Below are 21,682 nucleotides of genomic sequence, written 5' to 3'. Positions count from 1 at the left end.
GCTCCTCCGGCCTCACTGGCACCGACCCGAGTCAACAACGTCATGCCCTCCTACATCTAGCCCCGACCGCCCCGCCCGTCCGGGAAGGCGGACCTGACCCGGGTGCCGTCGGCCAGTGTGACGACGCTCACGGAGGACGCGGATGTGCCACCGCGACACGACCGGTGGGACACTGGGGGCATGTCCGCCCTGTCCCAGACCCCCGAGACCCCCGCGGCCGTCCCGGCACTGCCCGCCGAGCACCCGCTGCGCACCGAGGATCCGTCACGCTCGACCGTGGCCAGCCCGCTCCTCCGCGCGCTGCGCGGCCAGCGCCCCGACCGCCACCCCGTGTGGTTCATGCGGCAGGCCGGCCGTTCGCTGCCCGAGTACCGCCAGGTGCGCGAGGGGATCGGGATGCTCGACTCCTGCCTCATGCCGGACCTGGTCCGGGAGATCACGATGCAGCCGGTGCGCCGCCACGACGTCGACGCGGCGATCTTCTTCTCGGACATCGTGGTCCCCCTGCGCCTGGCGGGCGTGGACGTGGAGATCCAGCCCGGCGTGGGCCCCGTGCTCGGCCAGGCCGTCCGCACCGCCGACGACGTCGCCGCGCTGCCCGTCCTCGAGGACGCCGCCCTGGACGTCATCCGCGAGGCCGTCGCGGCCACCGTCGCCGAGCTGGGCCCGCGCCCCCTGATCGGCTTCGCCGGCGCCCCCTTCACGCTGGCGGCGTACATGGTGGAGGGCCGTCCCTCCCGCGACCACTTCGGCCCGCGACGCATGATGCACGCCGACCCCGAGACCTGGGCCGCCCTGGCCGGCTGGGCGGCCACCGTGTCCGGCCAGTTCCTGCGCGCCCAGCTCGAGTCCGGCGCCTCCGCCGCGCAGCTGTTCGACTCGTGGGCCGGTTCGCTCTCGGCGGACGACTACCTCGAGCACGTGCAGCCGCACTCGACGGCGGCCCTCGCCCATGTCGCCGACCTCGCCGGGCCCGGCGTCCCCGACGGCGCCCCGCTCCTGCACTTCGGCACGGGCACCGGAGAGTTCCTGCACCACATGCGTGACGCGGGCGCGACCGCCGTCGGCGTGGACCACCGCCTCACGCTCGCCGAGGCGCACCGCCGGCTCAGCGCGAACCCCGGCCCCGACGGACGCGGCGCCGTGCCCCTGCAGGGCAACATCGACCCGGCCCTGCTCGCCGCCCCGTGGGAGGTCCTCGAGGCCCACGTGCGCGACGTTGTCGCCTCCGGCGCCGTCGCGCCCGGCCACGTCGTCAACCTCGCCCACGGCGTGCCGCCGGAGACGGACGCGGCCGTGCTGACCCGCGTGGTCGAGCTGATCCACTCCCTGCCCGTGCCGGAGCGGGAGGGCCAGGACCCGGCACCGGGGGTCGAGACCGCCGAGCGGGAGGAGCGCGCATGAGCGGCACGGCGCTCGTGGTCGGCGGCGGCATCGCCGGCCTCGTCGCGGCCCACCGACTGTCCGCGGCGGGCTGGGACGTGACCCTCGCCGAGGCCACCTCCGTGCTCGGGGGCGCGGTCTCCCCGCGCTTCCTCGACGTCCCCTCGCACGGCGAGACCGGGGCCCCCGAGACCCAGACCCTCGAACTCGACGGCGGCGCCGAGTCGTTCGCCGTCCGCGGCGCCGCCGTGCGCGCGCTCGTGGAGGAGCTCGGGCTGGGCGAGAAGATCGTCGCGCCCGAGCCCCTCGGCTCGTGGCTGCACGGTCCCGCCGGCCCCGTGCGCGCCCCGCGTCTCGGCATCGTCGGCATCCCCGGCGACCTCGACGCCGAGGACCTCGCCGCCGCCCTCACGCCGGCCGGCCTGGAGCGCGCCCGGCAGGACGCCGAGGCCCCCATGGATCGCTGGGCCGCCGCGCTCGCGGCCGGCGAGCCGGTGACCGTCGCGCAGGTCGTGGCCGACCGCCTCGGCGACGAGGTGCTCGACCGCCTCGTGGCCCCCGTCGTCGCCGGAGTCCACTCGGCCGACCCCGCGGTCGTCGAGCTGGAGCGCGTGGCCCCCGGCCTGCTCGCCGCCGCCGTGGAGCACGGCGGGCTGGCCGCGGGCGTCGCCGCGCTGCGGTCCACCGGGACCCCCGGCTCGCTCGTGGCCGGTCTGGACGGCGGCATGGTCCGCCTCACCGGCCGGCTCGTCGAGGCGCTGCGCGAGGACGGGGCCACCGTCCTGCGCGGTGTCCGGGTGGCCGCCCTGTCCCGCGTGCCCGCCACCGGCGGCTGGTGGGCCCAGATCTCGGACCGGGACGACGAGGTCGTCCGCGGGCTCGACGTGGACCGCGTCGTGCTGGCCGTGGACGGCGTCACCGCCTGGGACCTGCTGGCCCCGCTCTCGGCCGAGGCCCTGGACCCCGACGCCGGCCCCGCCCTCGGCGAGGGCATCGCGCTGGCCACGCTCGTCGTCGAGGCCGCGGGCCTGGACGACGCGCCACGCGGCACCGGAGTGCTGGTCGGCGCCGGGACGGACGTGGCCGCCAAGGCCCTGACCCACGCCACCGCCAAGTGGGCGTGGCTGCGCGAGGTCGTCGCGCGTCCGCAGGAGGACGGTGTCGCCCGCCATCCCCACCGCCACGTGCTGCGCCTGTCCTACGGCCGCCAGGGCGGCGGGCCCGAGGCCCTGGGCCACCGCAGCGCGGACGAGGAGCTGCTCGCGCAGGCGCTCGTGGACACGGCGACTCTCACCGGGGTGCCGCTGGCGGAGGAGGACGTCGTCGCCCGCACCGTCACCCGCTGGCGCCGCTCCATCCCGCCGCAGGCCGGCCCCGACCGCGCGAAGGCGGACACGCTGATCGACTGGGCACGGGACGTGCCCGGCCTCGACCTCGTGGGCAGCTGGGTGCACGGCACCGGGCTGGCCGCCGTCGTCGCCGGCGTGGACCGCACCCTCGGCGCCGACGCGCCGCCCGCGGGCTGACCTCGCCCCCAGACCACCCCTGACGCAATCGGATCTCAAGGAAGAGGACCATGACCAAGGACAGCACCACCACCCCTGCCGAGGCCGGCAAGGACTGGTTCACCACCTACACCGTGTTCGCCCGCCCACAGGGCGAGCCCGGCTGGCTGGGACTGGAGGGCCGTGACGCGAAGAAGGCCGCCAAGGAGTTCGACGAGGCCGTCGCGCGGGTGGCCCAGACCGGCGTGACCGTGCGCGGCGTCTACGACGTCTCGGGCATGCGCGAGGCCGGCGACGTCATGGTGTGGATGTACGGCCAGGTGCCCGAGGACCTGCAGGCCGCCATCCGCGAGCTGCGCCGCACCCGTCTGCTCGAGGGCACCACGATGGTGCTCTCGGCCATGGGCGCCGATCGCATGGCCGAGTTCAACAAGGACCACGTCCCCGCCTTCGCCATGGGCCGCAAGGCCCTGAAGTGGCTGTGCTTCTACCCGTTCGTGCGCTCGTACGATTGGTACCTGCTGGACCCGAAGGAGCGGGCCCGCATGCTCCGCGAGCACGGCCAGCTCGGCCAGGACTTCCCGCAGGTGTGGGCGAACACCACCAGCGCGTTCGGCCTGAACGACTGGGAGTGGCTGCTGGGCCTCGAGGCGGACGAGCTGACGGACCTGGTGGACATGATGCGCCACCTGCGCAACAACGAGACCCGCCTGCACGTGCGCAGCGAGGTGCCGTTCTACACCGGACGCCGTCTGGAGACCGCCGAGATCGCGGAGGTGCTGGCCTGATGACCGCCGCCCCCGAGCCCCGCGCCGACGCGCCCGTCCACACCGGCCCGGACGCCGGCGTCGCCCCGGCCCTCCGGACGCCCGAGAAGGCCGCCGCCGGCGTCGACTACGACGTGTGCGGCGTGATGGCCCCCAAGGACTACGACGCCCTGCTGCTCGCCTCCTTCGGCGGGCCCGAGGGCCAGGACGACGTGATCCCGTTCCTGCGCAACGTCACGCGCGGGCGCGGCATCCCGGACGAGCGCCTCGAGGAGGTCGCCACCCACTACCGCGCCAACGGCGGCGTCAGCCCCATCAACGCGCAGAACCGCGCGCTGAAGGCGGCCATCGAGGCCGAGCTGGCCGCCCGCGGCCTGGACCTGCCCGTGTACTGGGGCAACCGCAACTGGGAGCCCTACTTCCCGGACACCCTCGAGCGGATGCACGCCGACGGGCACCGCCGCATCCTGACGGTCACCACCTCCGCGTACTCCTGCTACTCCTCGTGCCGCCAGTACCGCGAGGACATGGGCATGGCCCTGGAGCAGACCGGCCTGACCGGGAAGGTGGACCTGGACAAGACGCGCCAGTACTTCAACCACCCCGGCTTCATCGAGCCGTTCCGGGACGGCCTGCGCGCGGACCTGGCGTCGCTGCGCGCGGAGCTGGGGGACGACGCGCGGATCCACGTGCTCTTCGCGACCCACTCGATCCCCACCTCCGACGCCGCCGCGGCCGGCCCGCGCGGCCTCGCCGCAGACCTGCGCGCGCAGGCGGGGGCGGAGCCGGGCGACGAGGGTGCGGACGTGTACTCGGCGCAGCACCTCGACGTGGCCCGCGAGATCCTCGCCGGCGTGCCCGAGGCCGCGGACGTGCCGTGGTCGCTCGTGTACCAGTCGCGCTCCGGCCCGCCCTCGGTGCCGTGGCTGGAGCCGGACATCAACGACGCGATGGAGCACCTCGCGGGCGAGGGCGCCGAGACGGACGCGCAGGGGCGTGCCGTGGCGGGCTTCATCGTCGTGCCGCTGGGGTTCGTCTCGGACCACATGGAGGTGGTCTGGGACCTCGACACCGAGGCCAAGGAGACCGCCGAGGGGCTGGGCGTGGGGTTCCGTCGTAGCCCCACCCCGGGCACCGACCCGCGGTTCGTGGCCGGGCTCGTGGACATCGTGGAGGAGCGGCTGGGCCGGCGCGAGGGTCGCGCCGCGGTCGGCTGCTTCCCGGCGTGGTACGACGTGTGCCGGCCGGACTGCTGCGTCAAGGTGATGCGGGACGGCTCGACGCGGCCGACGACGTCCGCTGTCGACGCCGCCGTGCGCGGGCTGGCCGAGCACGAGGCGGGCGCCGCGGCCCCCGCCGAGGAGGCCTGAGACCGTGACCCCCCTGCGCATCGGCACCCGGGGCTCCGCCCTGGCGACCACGCAGACCACCCACGTGGCCGAGACGCTCACGGAGCGCTCCGGCCTGGCCCACGAGCTGGTGGTGATCCGCACCGAGGGCGACGTCACCACCGGCTCGCTGGCCTCGCTGGGCGGCACCGGCGTGTTCGCCTCGGCGCTGCGGGCCGCCGTGCTCGACGGCGTCGTGGACGCGGCCGTGCACTCGCTCAAGGACCTGCCGGCCGTCCAACCGGAGACCCTCGAGATCGCCGCGGTGCCGGCCCGGGCCGACCTGCGGGACGCCCTGTGCGCCCGCGACGGCCTCACCCTGGCGACCCTGCCCGAGGGCGCCCGGGTGGGCACGGGCTCGCCGCGCCGCGTGGCCCAGCTCAAGGCGCTGCGCCCGGATCTGGAGCTGGTGGACATCCGCGGCAACGTGCAGACCCGCCTGGCCCGCGTGCCCGGGCTGGAGCAGCACGACGATCACGCCCCGGCCGCCGCGGGTTCGCCCCGCGGTGACCTCGACGCCGTGATCCTGGCCTGTGCCGGGCTCGACCGGCTCGGCCTGGACCACGTGATCACCGAGCGGATCGACCCGGAGGTCATGGTGCCCGCCCCCGGGCAGGGCGCCCTGGCCGTGGAGATCCGGGCCGAGGACGAGTCCTTCCTCGGTCGGGCGCTCCTGGACCCCGAGGCGCCGGTCGGGAGGCTGCACGCCGCCCTCGAGCTGGTCGACGATCGGGACACCCACGTGGCGGTCACCGCCGAGCGGGCCCTGCTGCGCCGCCTCGAGGCCGGCTGCGCCGCGCCGATCGGGGCCGTGGCCCGCGTGACCGACGGCGAGGCCGGCGCGCCGCGCATCGAGATGACCGCGATGGTGGCCGCCCTCGACGGCTCGCGCGTGCTGCGCCGGACCTCGTCCGTGCAGCTCGACCCGGTGCCGACCGACGTGGCCGGCGACCCGGCGGCCGGCGACGAGTGGCTCGAGGACACCCTGTTCGTGGCCGCGGAGGCACTCGGCGTGCACGTGGCCGAGCAGTTCGTGGCCGAGGGCGCCGACCTGCTGCCCGGCACGGTGCGCGGGGTGGACCGGGGCGACGGCGCCCCGCGCCCCGACGACCCGGCCTGAGATGCGCGTCCTGCTCACCCGCCAGCCGGCCCAGGCCGGCGACCTCGAGGCCGGTCTCGCCGGCACCGAGGTGGCGGGGCGGCGGCTGCGGGTCGGCTTCCTGCCGCTGACCGACTTCGCACTGCCCGACGACGACGGCCCCCTGCGCGCGCTGCTCGCGGACTGGGCGGGGGCCGACGGTGATGCGGCCGGGCCGGTGCGCTCGGACGGGTCCCGCTGGCTCGTGGTGACGAGCCCCAACACCGTGCGCGCGCTCAGGGCCGTCGGCTGGGACGGCCATGTCCCGGCGGGCGCGCGGATCGCGGTCACCGGACCGGGCACGGCACGGGTGCTGACCGAGGCGGGCTGCGACGCGGCGCCGTGGCTGCCGCCCGAGGACCGCTCCGCCGAGGGCCTGATCGCCGGACTCGCCGCCCTGCATCCCCGCGGCGCCCGCGCGTGGCTGCCCCAGTCCGATCGGGCCCGGTCCCGCCTCGCCGACGGCCTGCGCGCGGCGGGCTGGGACGTGCGGACCGGGCTCGCCTACCGGACGGTGCCGTATCCGGCGCAGGCCGGCAGGCGGCTGCTCGACGGGGCGGCGGACGAGGGCCGGGGGGACGTCGTGACGCCCGCGCGGCTGGCCGCGGTCGCGGCGGGGACCGCCGTGGTGCTCACCAGCTCGTCCGCGGCGGAGGAGTTCGTGGCCGCGGGTCTGACGCCGCTGGTGGGGGAGCGGGTGCGGCTCGTGGCGATCGGCGCGCCGACCCGGGACACATGCGCGCGGCGGGGTCTGCCCCTGCTCGGGACGGCCCCCACGCCGGATGCGGCCGGAGTGCTGGCCGTGCTGCGCGGCGCGGCCTGAGCCGCCCGGCCGCACTCGGGGCCCGGCTCAGTCGGGGCGGTCGCCGTCCGGGTCGGTCGCGTCGTCCTCCGTCGGCGCCGGGCCGGCGTCGTGCGTCTCGTCCTCCGGCACGCCGGTGGCGGCGGCCATGATGTCCACCCGCGGGTCGCGCAGGATGGCGACCGAGACGTTGGTGAAGCCCGCGTTGGCGAGCAGCTCCGAGGCCTCCTCGTCCGTCAGGTCGTACGCGTGCGCGAGCATGCGCACGTTCTCCGTGTAGAAGGCGTGCAGGCGGTCGACGCCGCGCAGGAAGCCCAGAGTGTTCCCCATGGCGGGGAGCCTACCGGGCGGGCGTGGTGGCCGGGTGGCCGGCGGGTGAACGGCCGGTGGACCGGCCCGCCGGCCGCGGGGGACGACGGGCCGTGCCGCTCAGCCCTCGGCGCGGCGGCTGCGGCGGCGGACCAGCGAGACCTCCATGGTGCGGCCCTCGGTGCGGGTGCGCAGGTACGGCTGGTCCTCCACGAGGGTGGAGAGCTTGGAGTGCCCGAAGTCGCGCGGGTCGAAGTCCACGTGGGTGCGGCTCAGGTGCTGGCCGATCAGGGACAGCGTGGCCCAGCCGTCGTCGGTGCTCGTGGCGTTGACGGCCTTGGTGAGCGCGGCCTGCAGGTCGATGCGCGGGGCGGCGTCGGCCTCGTCGTGCTCGTGCTCGGCTTCGTCGTGCTCGGGCTCGGCTTCGACCGGCACCTCGGGCGGGGTCGGGTCCTCGGTGACGTCCGACGACGACGCACGGCGGCCCCGCCGACCGGCCCCGGACTTCGCCTCCGCGGCCTTCCCGTCCTTGCCGGCGGCGGCGTCCCCGGCGGGCGCCTCGTCGGCGGCGGGGGCCTCGTCGGCGGCGGGGGCCTCGGCGTCCGCGTCCGTGGCCTCGGGGGACTCGGCGGCGTCGGTGGTCTTGGACCCGCGACCGCGGCCTCGACCGCCGCGGCGGGACCCCGAGCGGCCGGAGCCCTCGGACGCCTTGGCGTTCTCCTCCTTGGCGGGGGCGTCCTCGCCGGTCTCGTCGTCGTCGACGTCGTGGTCCGTGGCGGTGCCGAGCAGCTCGAGGTAGATGAACTGGTCCACGGCGTTGCGCAGCGAGGCGGGGGTCTTGCGGGCGCCCAGGCCGATCACGCGCTTGCCGCCCTCGCGCAGGCGGGTGGCCAGGCGCGTGAAGTCGGAGTCGGAGGAGACGAGGGCGAACGCGTCCACGTTGCCCATCCAGAGCAGGTCCATCGCGTCGATGATGAGCGCGGAGTCCGAGGAGTTCTTGCCCACGGTGTAGGCGAACTGCTGGACCGGCTGGATCGCGTGGTGGTTCAGCGCCTTCTTCCAGCCGTTGAGGTTGGTCGTGGTCCAGTCGCCGTACGCACGCTTGATCGTGGGGGTGCCGTAGGTGGCGAGCTCCTCGAGGATCAGGGGGGCGAACTTGGGGGAGACGTTGTCGCTGTCCATCAGGACGGCGATGCGCAGGGATGCGGGGGTGGGTTCGGGCATGTGTCCCACCCTAGTCGGCGGCGGTGCGCCCGTGGCCGGCGGTGACCGGGATCGCCTCCCGCTCGCCCCGGCGCGGGCGGGGCCGCGAGGCGGCGGCCAGCGTGCCGACGACCAGCCCGACGAGCGCCGGGACCACCCAGCCGAAGCCGACCGCGTAGCCGGGCAGCACCCGGCCGGCCAGGCCCGTCAGGGCGGTGACGGGCGGCGTCGTCGCGAGCGCCTCCGGCAGGGCGCCCAGCAGGTCGAAGAAGGCGGCGAGCCCCGTGCAGGCGACCACCCAGCGGGCCACCGCCGGGCGGTCCCGCACCCAGGCCCAGGCGAGGCCGAGCAGGATGACGACGACGGCGATCGGGTAGAGGAACATCAGCACCGGGACGGACCAGGCGATGATCGCCTCCAGGCCCAGGTTGGCGAGTGCGAAGGACACCACGAGGAAGAGGCTCGCCCACAGCCGGTAGGACCCGGGGAACATCTCCGCGAACATCTCGGCGCACGCCACGATCAGTCCGATGCAGGTCTTCAGGCACGCGACGAAGACGATGGCCGCGATGAGGTACGCGCCCGCCGTGCCGAAGAAGTGGCTCGCGGTGCGGGCGAGGACGTCGCCGCCGTTCGCGGCCTGTGCGAACGCGCCGTGGCTCGTGGCGCCGACGTACGCCAGCGAGGCGTAGACCACCGTCATCGCCGCGCCGCCGAGCAGCCCCGCCTTGCCCAGCTCCACCGCCATGCGGCGCGGGCCCGTCACGCCCAGGCGCCGGGCGGCGTCGACGATCACGACCGCGAAGGCGAGCGAGGCGAGCGCGTCCATCGTGGCGTAGCCGTCCAGCAGGCCCCGCACGAGCGCCCCGTCGGCGTAGGCGGGGGTCGGCGAGGGCAGGGCGCCCGTGCTCATCGGGGCCACGACGGCGGCCGCCACCAGAGCGCCGAGCAGGACCAGGAACGCCGGGGTCAGGTACCGCCCCACCCACTCCATGAGCCGGCCCGGACGGAACGCCGCGACCGCGGCGACCGCGAAGAACGCCGCCGTGAAGCCGAGCAGCCGCAGGCCGCCGTCGCCCGCCAGGGGCGCGACACCGATCTCATAGGACACCGTGGCGGTGCGGGGGATGGCGAAGAGGGGGCCGATCGTCAGGTACAGCAGGCACGTGAACGCCACGGCGAAGCGCCGGGAGACGGGCGCCGTCATCTCACGGACCGAGCGCGCCCCCGTCACCGCCGAGGCGACGATGCCCAGGACCGGCAGCCCCACCGCCGTGACGAGGAAGCCGAGCGTGGCCGGCGTGACCGCGGTGCCCGCATCCCGGCCCAGGCCGGCGGGGAAGATCAGGTTGCCCGCGCCGAAGAACAGGCCGAAGACGAGCGAGGCCAGCAGCAGGGTCTGACCGGGGCGCAGGCGCGGGGGCATCACGGGCCTCTCGACGGCGAACGGGGCGCCATGACTGTACCCGGCGCGCGGTCAGCCTCCGCGCCTAGACTGGACGGGTCCCCGAACCAGGAGCGTGTGACCCCGTCATGTCCTTCCCGCTGCACCGTCCCCGGCGTCTGCGCCGGTCCGCCGCGATGCGCCGCCTCGCCGCCGAGACGCGCCTGCACCCCGCCGAGCTGATCCTGCCGGCCTTCATCAAGGAGGGCGCCGCCGAGCCCGTGCCGATCGCCTCGATGCCGGGCGTCGTGCAGCACACCGCGGACTCGCTCAAGGCCGCCGCGGCCGAGGCCGCCGAGCTGGGCCTGGGCGGCATCATGCTGTTCGGCGTGCCGACCACGCGCGACGCCGTCGGCAGCGCCGCCCTGGACCCGGACGGCGTCCTGAACCGGGCCATCCGGGACGTGAAGGCGGAGGTGGGGGACGGGCTCGTCGTGATGTCCGACCTGTGCCTGGACGAGTTCACCGACCACGGCCACTGCGGCGTGCTCACCGCCGAGGGCGCCGTGGACAACGACGCGACGCTGGAGATCTACGCCCGGATGGGCGTCGCGCAGGCCGAGGCCGGTGCGGACGTGCTCGGCCCCTCCGGGATGATGGACGGCCAGGTCCGCGTGATCCGGGAGGCCCTCGAGGGCGCCGGCCACCACGAGACCGCGATCCTCGCCTACGCCGCGAAGTACTCCTCGGCGTTCTACGGGCCGTTCCGCGACGCCGTCGACTCCCAGCTCACGGGCGACCGCAAGACCTACCAGATGGACGCCGCCAACCGGAGCGAGGCCCTGCTCGAGGTCGCCCTCGACCTCGAGGAGGGCGCGGACATGGTGATGGTCAAGCCCGCGATGAGCTACCTGGACATCGTGCGCGACGTGGCGGACATGGCGGACGTGCCCGTCTCCGCGTACCAGATCTCGGGGGAGTACGCGATGATCGAGGCCGCCGCCGCGCACGGCTGGATCGACCGGAAGGCCTCGATCGTCGAGTCCGTGCTCTCCATCCGGCGCGCCGGCGCCGACTCCGTGCTCACCTACTGGGCGGCCGAGCTCGGCCGCTGGATGAAGGAGGGGTCCCTGTGACCGCGTCCCAGCCGACCACCAACGCCGCCGCCTTCGCCGCGGCCCAGGCCGTCATCCCCGGCGGCGTCGACTCACCCGTGCGCGCCTTCGGCTCGGTGGGCGGCACGCCCCGGTTCATGGCCGGCGCACGCGGCCCGTACCTGACCGACGTCGAGGGCAACGAGTACGTGGACCTGGTCTGCTCGTGGGGCCCCATGCTGCTGGGCCACCAGCACCCCGAGGTCGTCGAGGCCGTCCACGCCGCCGTGGACCGCGGCCTCGGCTTCGGCACCTCCACGCTGGAGGAGACCGCGCTGGCCGAGCTGATCGCCTCCAAGGTCCCGGTCGAGCGCGTGCGCTTCGTGTCCACCGGCACCGAGGCCACCATGACGGCCCTGCGCCTGGCCCGCGGCGTGACCGGCCGCAACCTGATCGTGAAGTTCGCCGGCTGCTACCACGGCCACTCGGACGGCCTGCTGGCCGCGGCCGGCTCGGGCGTGGCGACCGCCGCCCTGCCCGGCTCCGCGGGCGTCACCGAGGCCGCCGCCTCCGAGACCCTCGTGGTGGACTACAACGACCGCGCCGCCGTCGAGGCCGTGTTCGCCGAGCACGGCGAGCGCATCGCCGCGCTCATCACGGAGGCCGTGCCCTGCAACATGGGCGTCGTGGAGCCCGCCGAGGGCTTCAACGCGTTCCTGCGCGAGATCACCCGCCGCCACGGCGCGCTGCTGATCTGGGACGAGGTGCTCACCGGCTTCCGCGCCACCGCCACGGGCGGCTGGGGCCTGTCCGGACAGCCCGAGGGCTGGACCCCGGACATCTGGTGCTTCGGCAAGGTGATCGGCGGCGGCATGCCCGCGGCCGCGCTGGGCGGCTCCGCCGAGATCATGGACCACCTGGCCCCGCTCGGTCCGGTGTACCAGGCCGGCACCCTCTCCGGGAATCCGGTGGCCATGGCCGCCGGCCACGCCACGCTCTCCCGCGCCGACGAGGCCGTCTACGCGGCCGTGACGCGCGCCTCGGACGCCGTGCGCGAGGGCCTCGTGGCCGCGCTCGACGCCGAGGGCGTGGACCACTCGATCCAGCGGGCCGGCACCCTGTTCTCCCTGGCGTTCGGCACCTCCGGCACCGGCGTGCGGGACTACCGGGACGCCCAGGGCCAGGAGGTCTTCCGCTACGCCCCGTTCTTCCAGTCGATGCTGGCCTCCGGCGTGTACCTGCCGCCGTCCGTGTTCGAGGCCTGGTTCGTCTCCGCCGCCCACGACGACGCGGCGGTCACCCGGGTGCTCGACGCGCTGCCGGCCGCGGCGAAGGCGGCCGCGGCGGCGACGCCCCAGGGCTGAGACCCGGGTGCGGGTCGGGGCCGGGCGCTCAGCGCTCGGCCTCGACCGGCCAGTGGCGCGAGACGGTGGCCTGCGGGTCCTTGCGTCGCAGGTACTGCTCGAAGCTCTCCGCCTGCTCGGCCTTCCAGCGGACCTGCCGCTCGTGCAGGTCCGTCGGCGCCACGCGCAGCTGCTCGTACCGGGCGGCCAGGGCGTCGGCCACCTGGACGGCGGCGAGGGCGTCCGCCGCGGAGGTGTGCGCGTTCTCCAGGGTCACCCCGTAGTGCTCGGACACCGCGGAGAGCGTGCGCTTGCCCTTGCGGAACCGGTCCACCTGCTTGTCCAGCACGAACGGGTCGATCACGGGGCGGGCCTCGAGCGGCGTCAGCCCGTGGCGGCGCGCCTCCCGGTCCATCACCGTGAAGTCGTACACGCCGTTGAAGGCCACCACGGGGATGCCCGCCGCGAACAGGTCCCGCAGGGTCTCGGTGATCTCCGTGACGCCCTGCGCGGCGGGCATGCCCTCCGCCTGCGCCCGCTCCGTGGTGACGCCGTGGACCTCGGCCGCCTCGGCGGGGATGGGCACGCCCGGGTCCACGAGCCACTCGGCCGACGACGCGGCGCGGCCGTGCTCGTCCACCATCACCAGGGTGGCGGTCACGATCAGCGCGGTGCGCGGATCACGTCCGGTGGTCTCGAGGTCGAAGCCGGCGCGGATGCTCTCATGCCAAGTCACGCGCCTCACGCTACCCGGACCGGCGGACACGACAGGATGGGGTCGTGACCGATCACCCTGTGCTCCCCGGCGCCCGCCACCGCGACGACGGACCGCTCACCCTCGGCGAGGGGCTCGAGGCGCTCGCCCGTCTGGTCCCGCCCGGACGCGCCGTCAGCTACGGGGGGCTGGCCGGCCTGCTGGGGGTCGGCGGTCCGCGGCAGGCCGGCCGGGCGATGGCCGAATCGAGCCCCGGCACGCCGTGGTGGCGGGTGGTCCGGGCCGACGGCTCGCTGCCCCCGGAGCTGGCCGCGCGGGCCGCCGTCGAGCACGAGCGGGAGGGCACGCCCCGCACCCCGGCCGGGCGCGTGGACCTGCGCCGGGCCCGCTGGGAGCCCGACGACGGCGCCGCGCGGGCGATCCGTGCGATCGCCGACCGTATCGTGTCCGGGCCCGGTGCGAGGATGGGTCCATGACCAGGGAACACGGGGAGGACCGCTTCGACGACGACGCGGCGGCGCCGGAACGGGCCGCCCGGCTGGTGCGCACGGCCGCCGCGCCCGAGGACCGGATCACGCTCACGGACGAGCAGGAGGCGATCGCCTCGCTCGCCCCCGGGCACGGCGCCGTGCTCGTGCTGGGCGCCCCCGGCACGGGGCGCACCACCGTGGCGGTCGAGTACGCGGCCCGCCGGATCGAGGAGGGGCTGGACCCCGAGTCCCTCCTGCTGCTGGCCCCGAGCCGGGACGCGGCGGCGCGGCTGCGCGACGCCCTGACCCGCCGGCTCGCCGCCGCCGGTCGAGGCACCCGCGCCGTCACTCCCGTGCGGACCTGGTCCTCCTACGCGTTCGACCTGCTGCGCCGCGCCCGCGTCACGGGACCGCTGAGGCATCTGGAGGTCGCCCCCCGGCTGCTCACCGGTGCCGAGCAGGACACGGTCATCGCCGAGCTGCTCGAGGGCTACGCCGCCGGCCTCGCCGCCGCGCCGGACTGGCCGGCCGACGTCGCCCCCGCCGTGGAGGCGCGGGGATTCCGCCGCGAGGTCCGCGAGCTCGTGGACCGCATGAGCGAGCTCGGCCTCGAGCCGGGCCGCCTGCAGGAGCTCGGCACCGCCCACGGGCGCCCCGAGTGGGAGGCCGCGGCCGTGCTGCTGCAGGACTACCGGGACCGGATCGACCTGGGCATGGCCGAGGCGTTCGACGCCGCCGGGCTGCTGTCCGCCGCCGTCCGCGTGCTCACCGAGCGGCATCCCGAGGACCCGGAGCGCGACGCCGCGGCGCAGGCGTTCGTGGCGGCGGAGCGGGACCGCCTGGCCGTGCTCGTGGTCGAGGACCTCCACGAGGCCACCCCCGCCGTGCACGACCTGCTCACCGTGCTCGGACGCGGGCGGGACGTGCTGCTCACCGCGTCGCCGGACACCACCGTGGAGGGCTTCCGCGGCGCCCGGCCCGACCTCCTCGCCCGGTACCCCGGGGTCCTCGACCCCGATCCCGTGCCGGGGGCCGCCCCGCCCGCGTCCCCGGACGGGCGCGTCCGGGTGCTGACGCGCGGGCACCGCATGCGCGCCGAGGTCCAGGACGCCTACCTGCGCGTGGCCCGCCGGGTCCGCCAGCGCACCGCCGGCGTCGAACGGACCCGGACCGAGACCGTCCCGGCGGACGGTGACGGCGCCGTCCGCGCGCACGTCGTGCCCACCCGCGCCCACGAGGACCAGCTCGTCCTCGAACGGGTGCTGCGGGTCCACCACGAGGACGGGGTGCCCCTGGACCGGATCCTCGTGGTCGCCCGCTCCGGCTCCCGTGTGGCCGCGCTCGCCCGCCACCTGGAGGCCGAGGGCGTCCCCGTGCTGCGCGACGCCGCCGGGCTCGTGCTGAAGGAGGAGCCCGCCGTCGCGCCCCTGCTCACGCTGGTGAACGCGGCGGGGGCGCTCGCGGAGGATCCGGAGGCCCGGGTCGAGGACGTGCTCGACCCGGACGAGGTCGTGGGACTGCTCACCGGCCGGTACGGGATGGCCAGCGCGCTGCACGTGCGGCGGCTGCGCCAGGACCTGCTGGCCGCCGAGCGGGGCCGGGGCGGCCGGCGCACCTCGGACGCGCTGCTCGCCGCGGCCCTGCTGGACCCGAGCCTGGCCGGCCCCGAGCACGAGCGGCACCGCGCCCTGCGCCGCGTCCACTGGATGCTCCGGGACGGCCTGGAGGCCGCCCGCGCCCCCTCGGCCTCGCCCGAGACCGTGCTGTGGGCGCTGTGGTCCGCCTCCGGTCGGGCCGAGCGGTGGCGTTCGCTCGCGCTGCGGCCCGCCGAGCACGCGAACGACCGCCGCGAGTCCCGCCGTGCGGACGCGGATCTCGACGCCGTCGTCGCCCTGTTCAAGGTGGCCGAGCGCTTCGTGGACCAGTTCCCGGGCGCCTCGCCCGAGTCGTTCGCCGTCTACATGGAGTCCCAGGACCTGCCCGTGGACACCCTGGCCCGCCGGGCCGAGTCCGGCGACGCCGTGCACGTGCGCACCCCCGCCGCGGCGGCCGGCCAGGAGTGGGACACGGTGATCATCGTGGGCCTGCAGGAGGGCGTGTGGCCGAACACCCGGTTGCGCGGCCAGCTGCTCGGCGCCACCGACCTCGTGGACCTCGTGACCCTGCCCGCGGACGCCCCGTGGCCCACGGACCACCGCACCCGGCTGCGCGAGGTCCGCCAGGACGAGCTGCGCATGCTCGCGGCCGCCGTCTCCCGGGCACGGCGCCAGGTGGTCGCCACGGCCGTGCGCTCGCCGGATGAGGGCCCCTCCGACTTCCTCGACCTGGTGGACCCGCCCGAACGGCTGCCCGCCGAGGCGCGCGACGCCGCCGGCGTCCGGCGGCTCACCGCGGTCCCCGACCCGATCACGGCGCCCGCGCTCGTCGGCCGGCTGCGCCGCGTCCTGGAGGCCGGGGACGAGGCGGACGCGGCCGACGGGGCGACACCCCGGGCGGCGGCGGCCGCCGGCCTGGCGGCCCTCGCCGAGGACGGCGTGACCGTCGCGGACCCCCGACGCTGGTGGGGCCTGCTGCCGCTGTCCACCGAGGCTGCGCTCGTCGACCCGAAGCACGAGGTCGTCGCGCTCTCGCCCTCCCGCGTGGAGACGGCCCTGCGCAATCCGCTGGACTGGGTGCTGTACCACGTCGGCGCGAACGCGGGCGGAACCCTCGCCCAGTCCGTGGGCACGCTCGTGCACTCGGTGGCCGAGCACCATCCCGAGGGCATGCCCGAGGACGTGCGTGCCGAACTGGAGCGCCGCCTGCCCGAACTCGGCCTGCCGGAGGGCTGGATCACGGAGATCGAGCACGACCGGGCCCGCGGCCTGGTGGACGCCTACATCGGCTACTGGAGCATCGCCCGGGCGGCCGGGCGTCGGCCCGTGGCCCAGGAGGTGCGGCTCCTCGCGGACCTGACCTGGGGCGGGACCACCGTCCGGATCACCGGCGTCGTGGACCGGCTCGAGGCGGACGCGCAGGGCCGACCCTTCATCGCCGACCTCAAGACCGGCCGCAGCGCGCCCACCGGTGCGGAGATGGCGCGCCAGCCCCAGCTGGCCGCCTACCAGGTGGCCGTCCGCGCCGGTGGTCTGGAGCAGGTCCGGGACGACCCCGCCACCGACCCCGCCCTGCGCGCCGCGCTCGCCGGGCTGGAGCGGCCCACGACGCCGGCCGGCGCGGCCCTCGTCCAGCTCGGCGCCGGCACCCAGAAGACCAAGGTGCAGGACCAGCCGGCCCTCGAGGACGAGGACACCTGGGCGCTCGAGCAGGTGTTCACGGCGGCCCGCCGCACCACGGGGCCGCGCTTCCTCGCCCTCCACGAGGCCGGCGCCCGTCGGTGCGCGCTGCCCTCCGTCTGTCCGCTCTGCTCCGAAGGAAGGCAGGTCACCGAATGGCCCCGCTGACCGGCGATCCCGCCGCCCCGACCGATCGTCCGCGCGTCGAGGACGCGGTCCACTCCCCGGAGGACATCGCGGCGCGGCTGCGGCTGCCCCCGCCCACGCAGGAGCAGGCCGAGGTGGTCACCGCCCCGCTCACTCCGCGCCTGGTGCTGGCCGGCGCCGGATCCGGCAAGACCGCCACCATGGCCGACCGCGTGGTGTGGCTCGTGGCCAACGGGCTCGTGCGCCCGGACGAGGTCCTCGGCGTCACGTTCACCCGGAAGGCGGCCGGTGAGCTCGCCGAGCGGATCAACGGGCGCGTGGACGCCCTGCTGCGCTCCGGCCTCGAGATCCCCGGCTTCGACGGGGAGCCCGAGGACCTGGGCCGCGCCTCGGTGTCCACGTACCACTCCTACGCGGGCGCGCTCGTCAGGGACCACGGCCTGCGGATCGGCGTGGAACCGGAGGCGCGGCTGCTGGGGGGCGCGGACGCCCACCGGCTCATGGGCGCCGTGGTGCGTTCGCATCCGGTGGTCGCGGACACCCTCGGCGTGGCCCCGTCCCGGCTCATCACACAGGCCCTGCGGCTGGCCGGGGACATGGCCGAGCACCTGGTGACCGCGGACGAGGTGCGCGGGTTCCTCGCCCGGCTGGCCGAGCAGGGGAGCGCCCTGCCGCTGCCCCCGCGCGCCAAGACCCCCTCGAAGGAGATCCAGGAATTCCTGACCGGCCTGGCGGACCGCGCCCTCATGGCGGACCTCGTGGCCCGCTACGACGAGGTCAAGCGCGAGCAGGACGTCATGGACTTCGGTGACCTGCTGCGCCACGCGGCGCGCATCGCCGTCGAGGTGCCGGCGGCCGTCGAGCAGGAGCGCGCGCGGTTCCCCGTGGTGCTGCTGGACGAGTTCCAGGACACCTCCCACGCCCAGATGCGGATCTTCGCCGGGCTGTTCGGCCCGCGCGGCCCCGAGGACGACGCGCCCGGGCTGGGGCACTGCGTCACCGCGGTGGGCGACCCCCACCAGTCGATCTACGGCTTCCGCGGCGCCTCCGCCGGGCAGCTCTTCGCCTTCCCGCACGCCTTCCCCCGGCTGGAGACCGGTCCCGGCGGCGCCCCGCGGCGTGTGAACGCGGACGTCTCGCACCTGACGATCGCGTGGCGCAACGAGGAGTCGATCCTGGCGGTCGCCAACGCCGTCGCCGCGCCGCTGAACGCCCACGCCGCCGCGGCGGGCGGCGCGCCGGTGGAGGTGCGCACCCTGCGGCCCCGGCCGGGCGCGGGGGAGGGCGTCGTCCGGGTGGACCGGTTCGTCACCGCGGAGGAGGAGGCCGCCGACGTCGTCGCCCGCCTCGGCGCCCTCACCGGGGCCGGGCCCGGGGGGACCACCCCGAGCCGCGCCGTCCTGTGCCGCACCCGCGCCCAGTTCGGCCCCGTGCTGGACGCGCTCGACGCCGCCGGCCTGCCCTACGAGGTGCTCGGGCTCTCCGGGCTGCTGGCGCTGCCGGAGGTCGCCGAGGTGCTCGCCGTCCTCCACGTGCTGGCCGACCCCACGCGCAGCGACCAGCTCGTCCGCCTGCTCACCGGCCCGCGCTGGCGCATCGGTGTGGCCGACCTCGAGGTGCTCCAGGAGCGCGCCCGGTTCGTCTCGCGGCTGCGGGCCCAGCGGGCCGCCGGTGGGCGGGAGAACCCCGCCGGGGCTGCCCCGGACGCGGCCCCGGACCGGGACGTGAGCCCCGAGGAGGACGCCGACGCCGCCGCCCTGCTGGAGGCCCTCGACTCCCTGCCCGGGGAGGAGACGGACTGGGTCGGCTCCCGCGGCCGCGGCTTCTCACCCGAGGGCCTGGCCCGGCTGAGGGCCGTCAACGCCGAGCTGCGCCGGCTCTCCACGCGCACCGGGGAGGACCCGGCCGACCTCATCGCGGAGGTGATCCGTGAGACGGGGTTGGACGTCGAGGTGGCCCTGCGGCCCGGCGTCTCCGCGGCCGCGGCCCGGCGGCACCTGAACGCGTTCCAGGACGCGGCCCGCGACTTCGGCGCCGGCACCACGGCGACGGACCTGACGGCGTTCCTGGCCTGGACGGAGTCCGTCCTCGAGCACGAGGACGGCCTCGGCGTCGAGAACGCCGAACCCACCCCCGGCCTGGTCCAGGTGCTCACCGCGCACGCCTCGAAGGGGCTCGAGTGGGACGTCGTCGCGGTCCCCGGCCTGCAGGAGGGCACGTTCCCGTCCACGCGGGCGGACCGCTGGACCAGCCCCGGGGCCGGCGCGCTGCCGTGGCCCCTGCGCGGGGACCGCGCGTCGCTGCCGCAGTGGGACGGCTCGTGGGCGCAGGACCAGCGGGACTGGGTCCAGTCGGCCGGCACCGGATACAGCTCGAAGGCGGCCCAGGAGGGCAACCCGGACCCCTATGCCGTGGCCGTGGCCGCGCACGCCGAGCGCGAGGAGCGGCGCCTGGCCTACGTGGCGTACACGCGCGCGCGATCCGCCCTGTGGCTGAGCACCTCCCTGTTCAAGGGCGTCAACAAGGAGCCTCTGCCGGCCTCGGCCTTCCTCGAGGAGGTGGCCGGCCTGGCGGGGGAGGTGCCCGGCGTCGCGCTCGGCCCCGCCCCGGCCGAGGACGACCTGCCCGAGGCCAACCCCGCCGCGGGCCGGACGCTGGTCGCCCGCTGGCCCTTCGACCCGCTCGACGGCCCGGAGGCCTTCGTCGCCGACCCGGAGGACCCCGAGGACGAGGAACGCTGGCAGCCGCTGCCGCGCCGCTCCCGGGCCCGCCGGCACGGGGTGGAGGCGGCCGCCGCGGCCGTGCACGCCGCGGACCCGGCGGCGCTCGGGGACGACCCGGAGCTGGCCCGCCAGGTGGACTGGGTGCTGCTGCGCCGCCGGGACGTCGCCGGGACGGGCGGGGAGACCGCCCTGCCCGAGCACGTCTCCGTGTCCCTCTACGGCGAGCTCGCCGCCGACCCGCAGGCCGTGGCCGAGCAGCTGCGCCGGCCCCTGCCCCGGCCGCCCGCGCACGCGGCGCGACGCGGCACGGCGTTCCACGCGTGGCTCGAGGAGCGCTTCGGGGCCACCGGCATGCTGGACATCGACTCGGCCGAGGACGCCGCGGACCTGTGGGTCGACGAGGCCCTCGACCTCGGCCCGATGCAGGAGTGGTTCCGCTCCTCGCGCTGGGCGGAGCGCACCCCGGCCTTCGTCGAGGCCCCGGTCGAGACGACGGTCGGCGGGATCACGCTGCGCGGCCGGGTCGACGCGATCTACCGCTCCGGCGGGGACCCCCGCCTGCCCTTCGACCCCGAGGCCGACTGGGAGCTCGTCGACTGGAAGACCGGCGCCGTGCCGCGGGGCCGCGACCTCGAGCTCAAGTCGCTGCAGCTGGCCGTCTACCGGCTCGCCTGGTCACGGCTGCACGGGATCCCGCTGGAACGGATCGGGGCCAGCTTCGTATATGTGGCCCACGGGCAGGAGCGCTCCTTCCGGGACCTGCCGGGGGAGGAGGAGCTCGAGCGTCACATCACGGACGCCCTGGCCCGCCGTTGATCGGCCGCACCACCTCGACGGCGGGCAGCGGCCCCGTCTCCGGGTCCGCGGTCCTCGCGGCCGCGGCCTCCCGGGCGTCCTCCGCCGCATCCCGGGCGTCCTCGGCGGCGTCGGCGGCCGCGTCGGCCTCCGCCTGGCGCGCGGCCGCCTCCTGCGCGGCGCGCACGTCGTCCGCGAGCTCGGCCAGCATGGCCTCCGCCTCGGCGACCATCCCCTCGTCGTGCCGGTCCAGGCCCCGCGTGAGCCACTGGGCGAGGGCGAACTCGGCGAGCAGCGCCGCACGGCGCATCAGGTGGGCGTCGCCGTCGTCGGCGGCCCCCGCGGCGGCCCGCCGGGCCGCGTAGGCGTCGAGGACGCGGTCGGCCAGGTCCGGGTCCGTGGCGGCGGCCAGCCAGGCGACGTCGCCGGCCGGGTCGCCCACGTGCAGGTCCGTCCAGCCCGTCACGCCCACCACGCGGCCGCGCTCGAGGAGCAGGTTGTCCTCGTGCAGGTCACCGTGCACAGGCACCGGGGTGAACCGCCACAAGGCCTCTTCCTCCATGGCCTCCTCCCAGCGGCGCAGCAGCAGGGGCGGCACGCGGCCGGAGGTGGCCGCCTGGTCGAGGGCGTGGAGGTGACGCTGCCGGATCTGCTCCGCCGTGTAGGAGGGCAGGTCCGCGTGGTCCACGACGTCCGAGGGCAGCGTGTGGATCGCGGCCAGCACACGGCCCACGTCCTGCACCGCGGGCTCGCCGAGCCAGGCCAGCTCGTCCAGGGTGACGGGACGCCCGGGCATGTCCTGGTAGACGAAGGTGCGCAGCCCCTCGAGCCGCACCGCGCCCGCCACGGAGGGCGTGCGGAACGGCAGGCCGGCGCGCACCGCCGGGGTCAGGCCCGCCAGCACCTGCAGCTCCGTCTCGAGACGGATGCCCGCCTCCGGGGTGCGGGGCGAGCGGACCCGCCACCGCTGGCCCTCACCGTCCACGACGACGGCGGTCGAGAAGTCCGCGGGGTCGTCCGGGCTCGCCTCCACGGAGACGGGGGCGAGGCCGGGGACGGCCGCGGCGGCCAGGGCTGCAAGACGAAGGGGCTGACGATCCACCCCTCCAGCCTAGGTGTTGTGGGTCATGAGGTTCTTGCCACGAGGCGCCGGCTGAGATGAGACGAGTGGGCCTCTCCCGCAGGAGGGCGTGTCAGATGGTCTGTGTAAGCCGTACCGAGAGGAACGGTAAGAATCATGA

16 protein-coding genes are annotated in these 21,682 nt (G+C 76.2%); 11 read left to right on the top strand and 5 right to left on the bottom strand.

Annotated elements, in window-relative coordinates:
- The first annotated feature begins 180 nt into the window (after window positions 1-180).
- Genes hemE through NR073_RS10465 form a run of 6 tightly spaced genes read left to right on the top strand, consistent with a single transcriptional unit; the run spans window position 181 to window position 7,004 of the window.
- The gene (gene hemE / locus NR073_RS10490) at window positions 181-1,404 is read left to right on the top strand and encodes a uroporphyrinogen decarboxylase (protein ID WP_041103347.1); all 1,224 of its coding nucleotides are present in this window, start codon (window positions 181-183) and stop codon (window positions 1,402-1,404) included.
- Window positions 1,401-2,909, top strand: coding sequence for an NAD(P)/FAD-dependent oxidoreductase (locus NR073_RS10485; protein WP_036381112.1), 1,509 nt, complete (start codon window positions 1,401-1,403; stop codon window positions 2,907-2,909). Before hemE ends, NR073_RS10485 begins: the two co-directional genes overlap by 4 nt.
- 50 nt (window positions 2,910-2,959) lie before the next feature.
- On the top strand, window positions 2,960-3,676 hold the full coding sequence (hemQ, locus tag NR073_RS10480; RefSeq protein ID WP_036314319.1) for a hydrogen peroxide-dependent heme synthase: 717 nt from the start codon (window positions 2,960-2,962) through the stop codon (window positions 3,674-3,676).
- On the top strand, window positions 3,676-5,025 hold the full coding sequence (locus NR073_RS10475; RefSeq protein ID WP_049147270.1) for a ferrochelatase: 1,350 nt from the start codon (window positions 3,676-3,678) through the stop codon (window positions 5,023-5,025). The genes hemQ and NR073_RS10475 overlap by 1 nt, the downstream gene beginning before the upstream one ends.
- Window positions 5,026-5,029: 4 nt before the next feature.
- Window positions 5,030-6,163 (top strand): hydroxymethylbilane synthase, encoded by a 1,134-nt coding sequence (gene hemC / locus NR073_RS10470; RefSeq protein WP_119217195.1) that lies wholly within the window; start codon window positions 5,030-5,032, stop codon window positions 6,161-6,163.
- A 1-nt stretch (window position 6,164) separates the two neighbouring features.
- Window positions 6,165-7,004 carry a uroporphyrinogen-III synthase gene (locus NR073_RS10465; RefSeq protein ID WP_256748810.1) on the top strand — a complete coding sequence of 280 codons (840 nt, stop codon included), beginning with the start codon at window positions 6,165-6,167 and terminating at the stop codon, window positions 7,002-7,004.
- A gap of 27 nt (window positions 7,005-7,031) precedes the next feature.
- Here the strand turns inward: NR073_RS10465 and NR073_RS10460 are convergent, their stop codons facing one another.
- From NR073_RS10460 to brnQ, 3 genes are all read right to left on the bottom strand, one after another.
- Complete coding sequence (locus tag NR073_RS10460; RefSeq protein WP_256748809.1) at window positions 7,032-7,313, bottom strand: hypothetical protein; 282 nt, start codon at window positions 7,311-7,313, stop codon at window positions 7,032-7,034.
- A 99-nt stretch (window positions 7,314-7,412) separates the two neighbouring features.
- Window positions 7,413-8,516 carry an NYN domain-containing protein gene (locus NR073_RS10455; protein WP_256748808.1) on the bottom strand — a complete coding sequence of 368 codons (1,104 nt, stop codon included), beginning with the start codon at window positions 8,514-8,516 and terminating at the stop codon, window positions 7,413-7,415.
- Between the two features lie 10 nt (window positions 8,517-8,526).
- Window positions 8,527-9,921 carry a branched-chain amino acid transport system II carrier protein gene (gene brnQ, locus NR073_RS10450; protein ID WP_256748807.1) on the bottom strand — a complete coding sequence of 465 codons (1,395 nt, stop codon included), beginning with the start codon at window positions 9,919-9,921 and terminating at the stop codon, window positions 8,527-8,529.
- Between the two features lie 107 nt (window positions 9,922-10,028).
- On the opposite strand from brnQ, the gene hemB reads away from it, so the two are divergent.
- Both hemB and hemL read left to right on the top strand, forming a co-directional pair.
- Window positions 10,029-11,015: a porphobilinogen synthase gene (gene hemB, locus NR073_RS10445; protein ID WP_036314332.1), complete on the top strand. Its 987-nt coding sequence runs from the start codon at window positions 10,029-10,031 to the stop codon at window positions 11,013-11,015.
- Window positions 11,012-12,337, top strand: coding sequence for a glutamate-1-semialdehyde 2,1-aminomutase (gene hemL / locus NR073_RS10440; protein ID WP_036381097.1), 1,326 nt, complete (start codon window positions 11,012-11,014; stop codon window positions 12,335-12,337). The genes hemB and hemL overlap by 4 nt, the downstream gene beginning before the upstream one ends.
- Window positions 12,338-12,365: 28 nt before the next feature.
- Here hemL and NR073_RS10435 read toward each other — a convergent pair whose 3' ends face one another.
- The gene (locus NR073_RS10435) at window positions 12,366-13,052 is read right to left on the bottom strand and encodes a 3'-5' exonuclease (protein WP_044659751.1); all 687 of its coding nucleotides are present in this window, start codon (window positions 13,050-13,052) and stop codon (window positions 12,366-12,368) included.
- A 44-nt stretch (window positions 13,053-13,096) separates the two neighbouring features.
- On the opposite strand from NR073_RS10435, the gene NR073_RS10430 reads away from it, so the two are divergent.
- From NR073_RS10430 to NR073_RS10420, 3 genes are read left to right on the top strand one after another with little or no spacing between them, the layout of a single operon-like run.
- Window positions 13,097-13,507, top strand: a complete 411-nt coding sequence (locus NR073_RS10430; protein WP_044659752.1) for an MGMT family protein — start codon at window positions 13,097-13,099, stop codon at window positions 13,505-13,507.
- Window positions 13,504-16,944: an ATP-dependent DNA helicase gene (locus NR073_RS10425; protein WP_230278214.1), complete on the top strand. Its 3,441-nt coding sequence runs from the start codon at window positions 13,504-13,506 to the stop codon at window positions 16,942-16,944. Before NR073_RS10430 ends, NR073_RS10425 begins: the two co-directional genes overlap by 4 nt.
- Entirely contained in the window at window positions 16,932-20,462 is a 3,531-nt protein-coding gene (locus NR073_RS10420; RefSeq protein WP_256748806.1) for an ATP-dependent DNA helicase, read from the top strand. Before NR073_RS10425 ends, NR073_RS10420 begins: the two co-directional genes overlap by 13 nt.
- Here NR073_RS10420 and NR073_RS10415 read toward each other — a convergent pair.
- On the bottom strand, window positions 20,437-21,543 hold the full coding sequence (locus NR073_RS10415) for a phosphotransferase (RefSeq protein ID WP_230278212.1): 1,107 nt from the start codon (window positions 21,541-21,543) through the stop codon (window positions 20,437-20,439). The genes NR073_RS10420 and NR073_RS10415 overlap by 26 nt on opposite strands.
- Between the last annotated feature and the right edge of the window lie 139 nt (window positions 21,544-21,682).

The sequence above is a fragment of the Micrococcus sp. Mcc28 genome, assembly GCF_024519775.1.
Classification (GTDB): Bacteria; Actinomycetota; Actinomycetes; order Actinomycetales; family Micrococcaceae; genus Micrococcus; species Micrococcus luteus.
This window is presented reverse-complemented; position numbering and strand designations above follow the sequence as displayed.

Bases quoted from the DNA above. Each gene is read 5' to 3' on its own strand.
- NR073_RS10455 (WP_256748808.1), bottom strand. From the start codon at position 8,516: ATGCCCGAACCCACCCCCGCATCCCTGCGCATCGCCGTCCTGATGGAC.
- hemQ (WP_036314319.1), top strand. From the start codon at position 2,960: ATGACCAAGGACAGCACCACCACCCCTGCCGAGGCCGGCAAGGACTGG.
- NR073_RS10425 (WP_230278214.1), top strand. From the start codon at position 13,504: ATGACCAGGGAACACGGGGAGGACCGCTTCGACGACGACGCGGCGGCG.
- NR073_RS10420 (WP_256748806.1), top strand. From the start codon at position 16,932: ATGGCCCCGCTGACCGGCGATCCCGCCGCCCCGACCGATCGTCCGCGC.
- hemE (WP_041103347.1), top strand. From the start codon at position 181: ATGTCCGCCCTGTCCCAGACCCCCGAGACCCCCGCGGCCGTCCCGGCA.
- NR073_RS10475 (WP_049147270.1), top strand. From the start codon at position 3,676: ATGACCGCCGCCCCCGAGCCCCGCGCCGACGCGCCCGTCCACACCGGC.
- hemB (WP_036314332.1), top strand. From the start codon at position 10,029: ATGTCCTTCCCGCTGCACCGTCCCCGGCGTCTGCGCCGGTCCGCCGCG.
- brnQ (WP_256748807.1), bottom strand. From the start codon at position 9,921: ATGCCCCCGCGCCTGCGCCCCGGTCAGACCCTGCTGCTGGCCTCGCTC.
- NR073_RS10460 (WP_256748809.1), bottom strand. From the start codon at position 7,313: ATGGGGAACACTCTGGGCTTCCTGCGCGGCGTCGACCGCCTGCACGCC.
- NR073_RS10465 (WP_256748810.1), top strand. From the start codon at position 6,165: ATGCGCGTCCTGCTCACCCGCCAGCCGGCCCAGGCCGGCGACCTCGAG.
- NR073_RS10485 (WP_036381112.1), top strand. From the start codon at position 1,401: ATGAGCGGCACGGCGCTCGTGGTCGGCGGCGGCATCGCCGGCCTCGTC.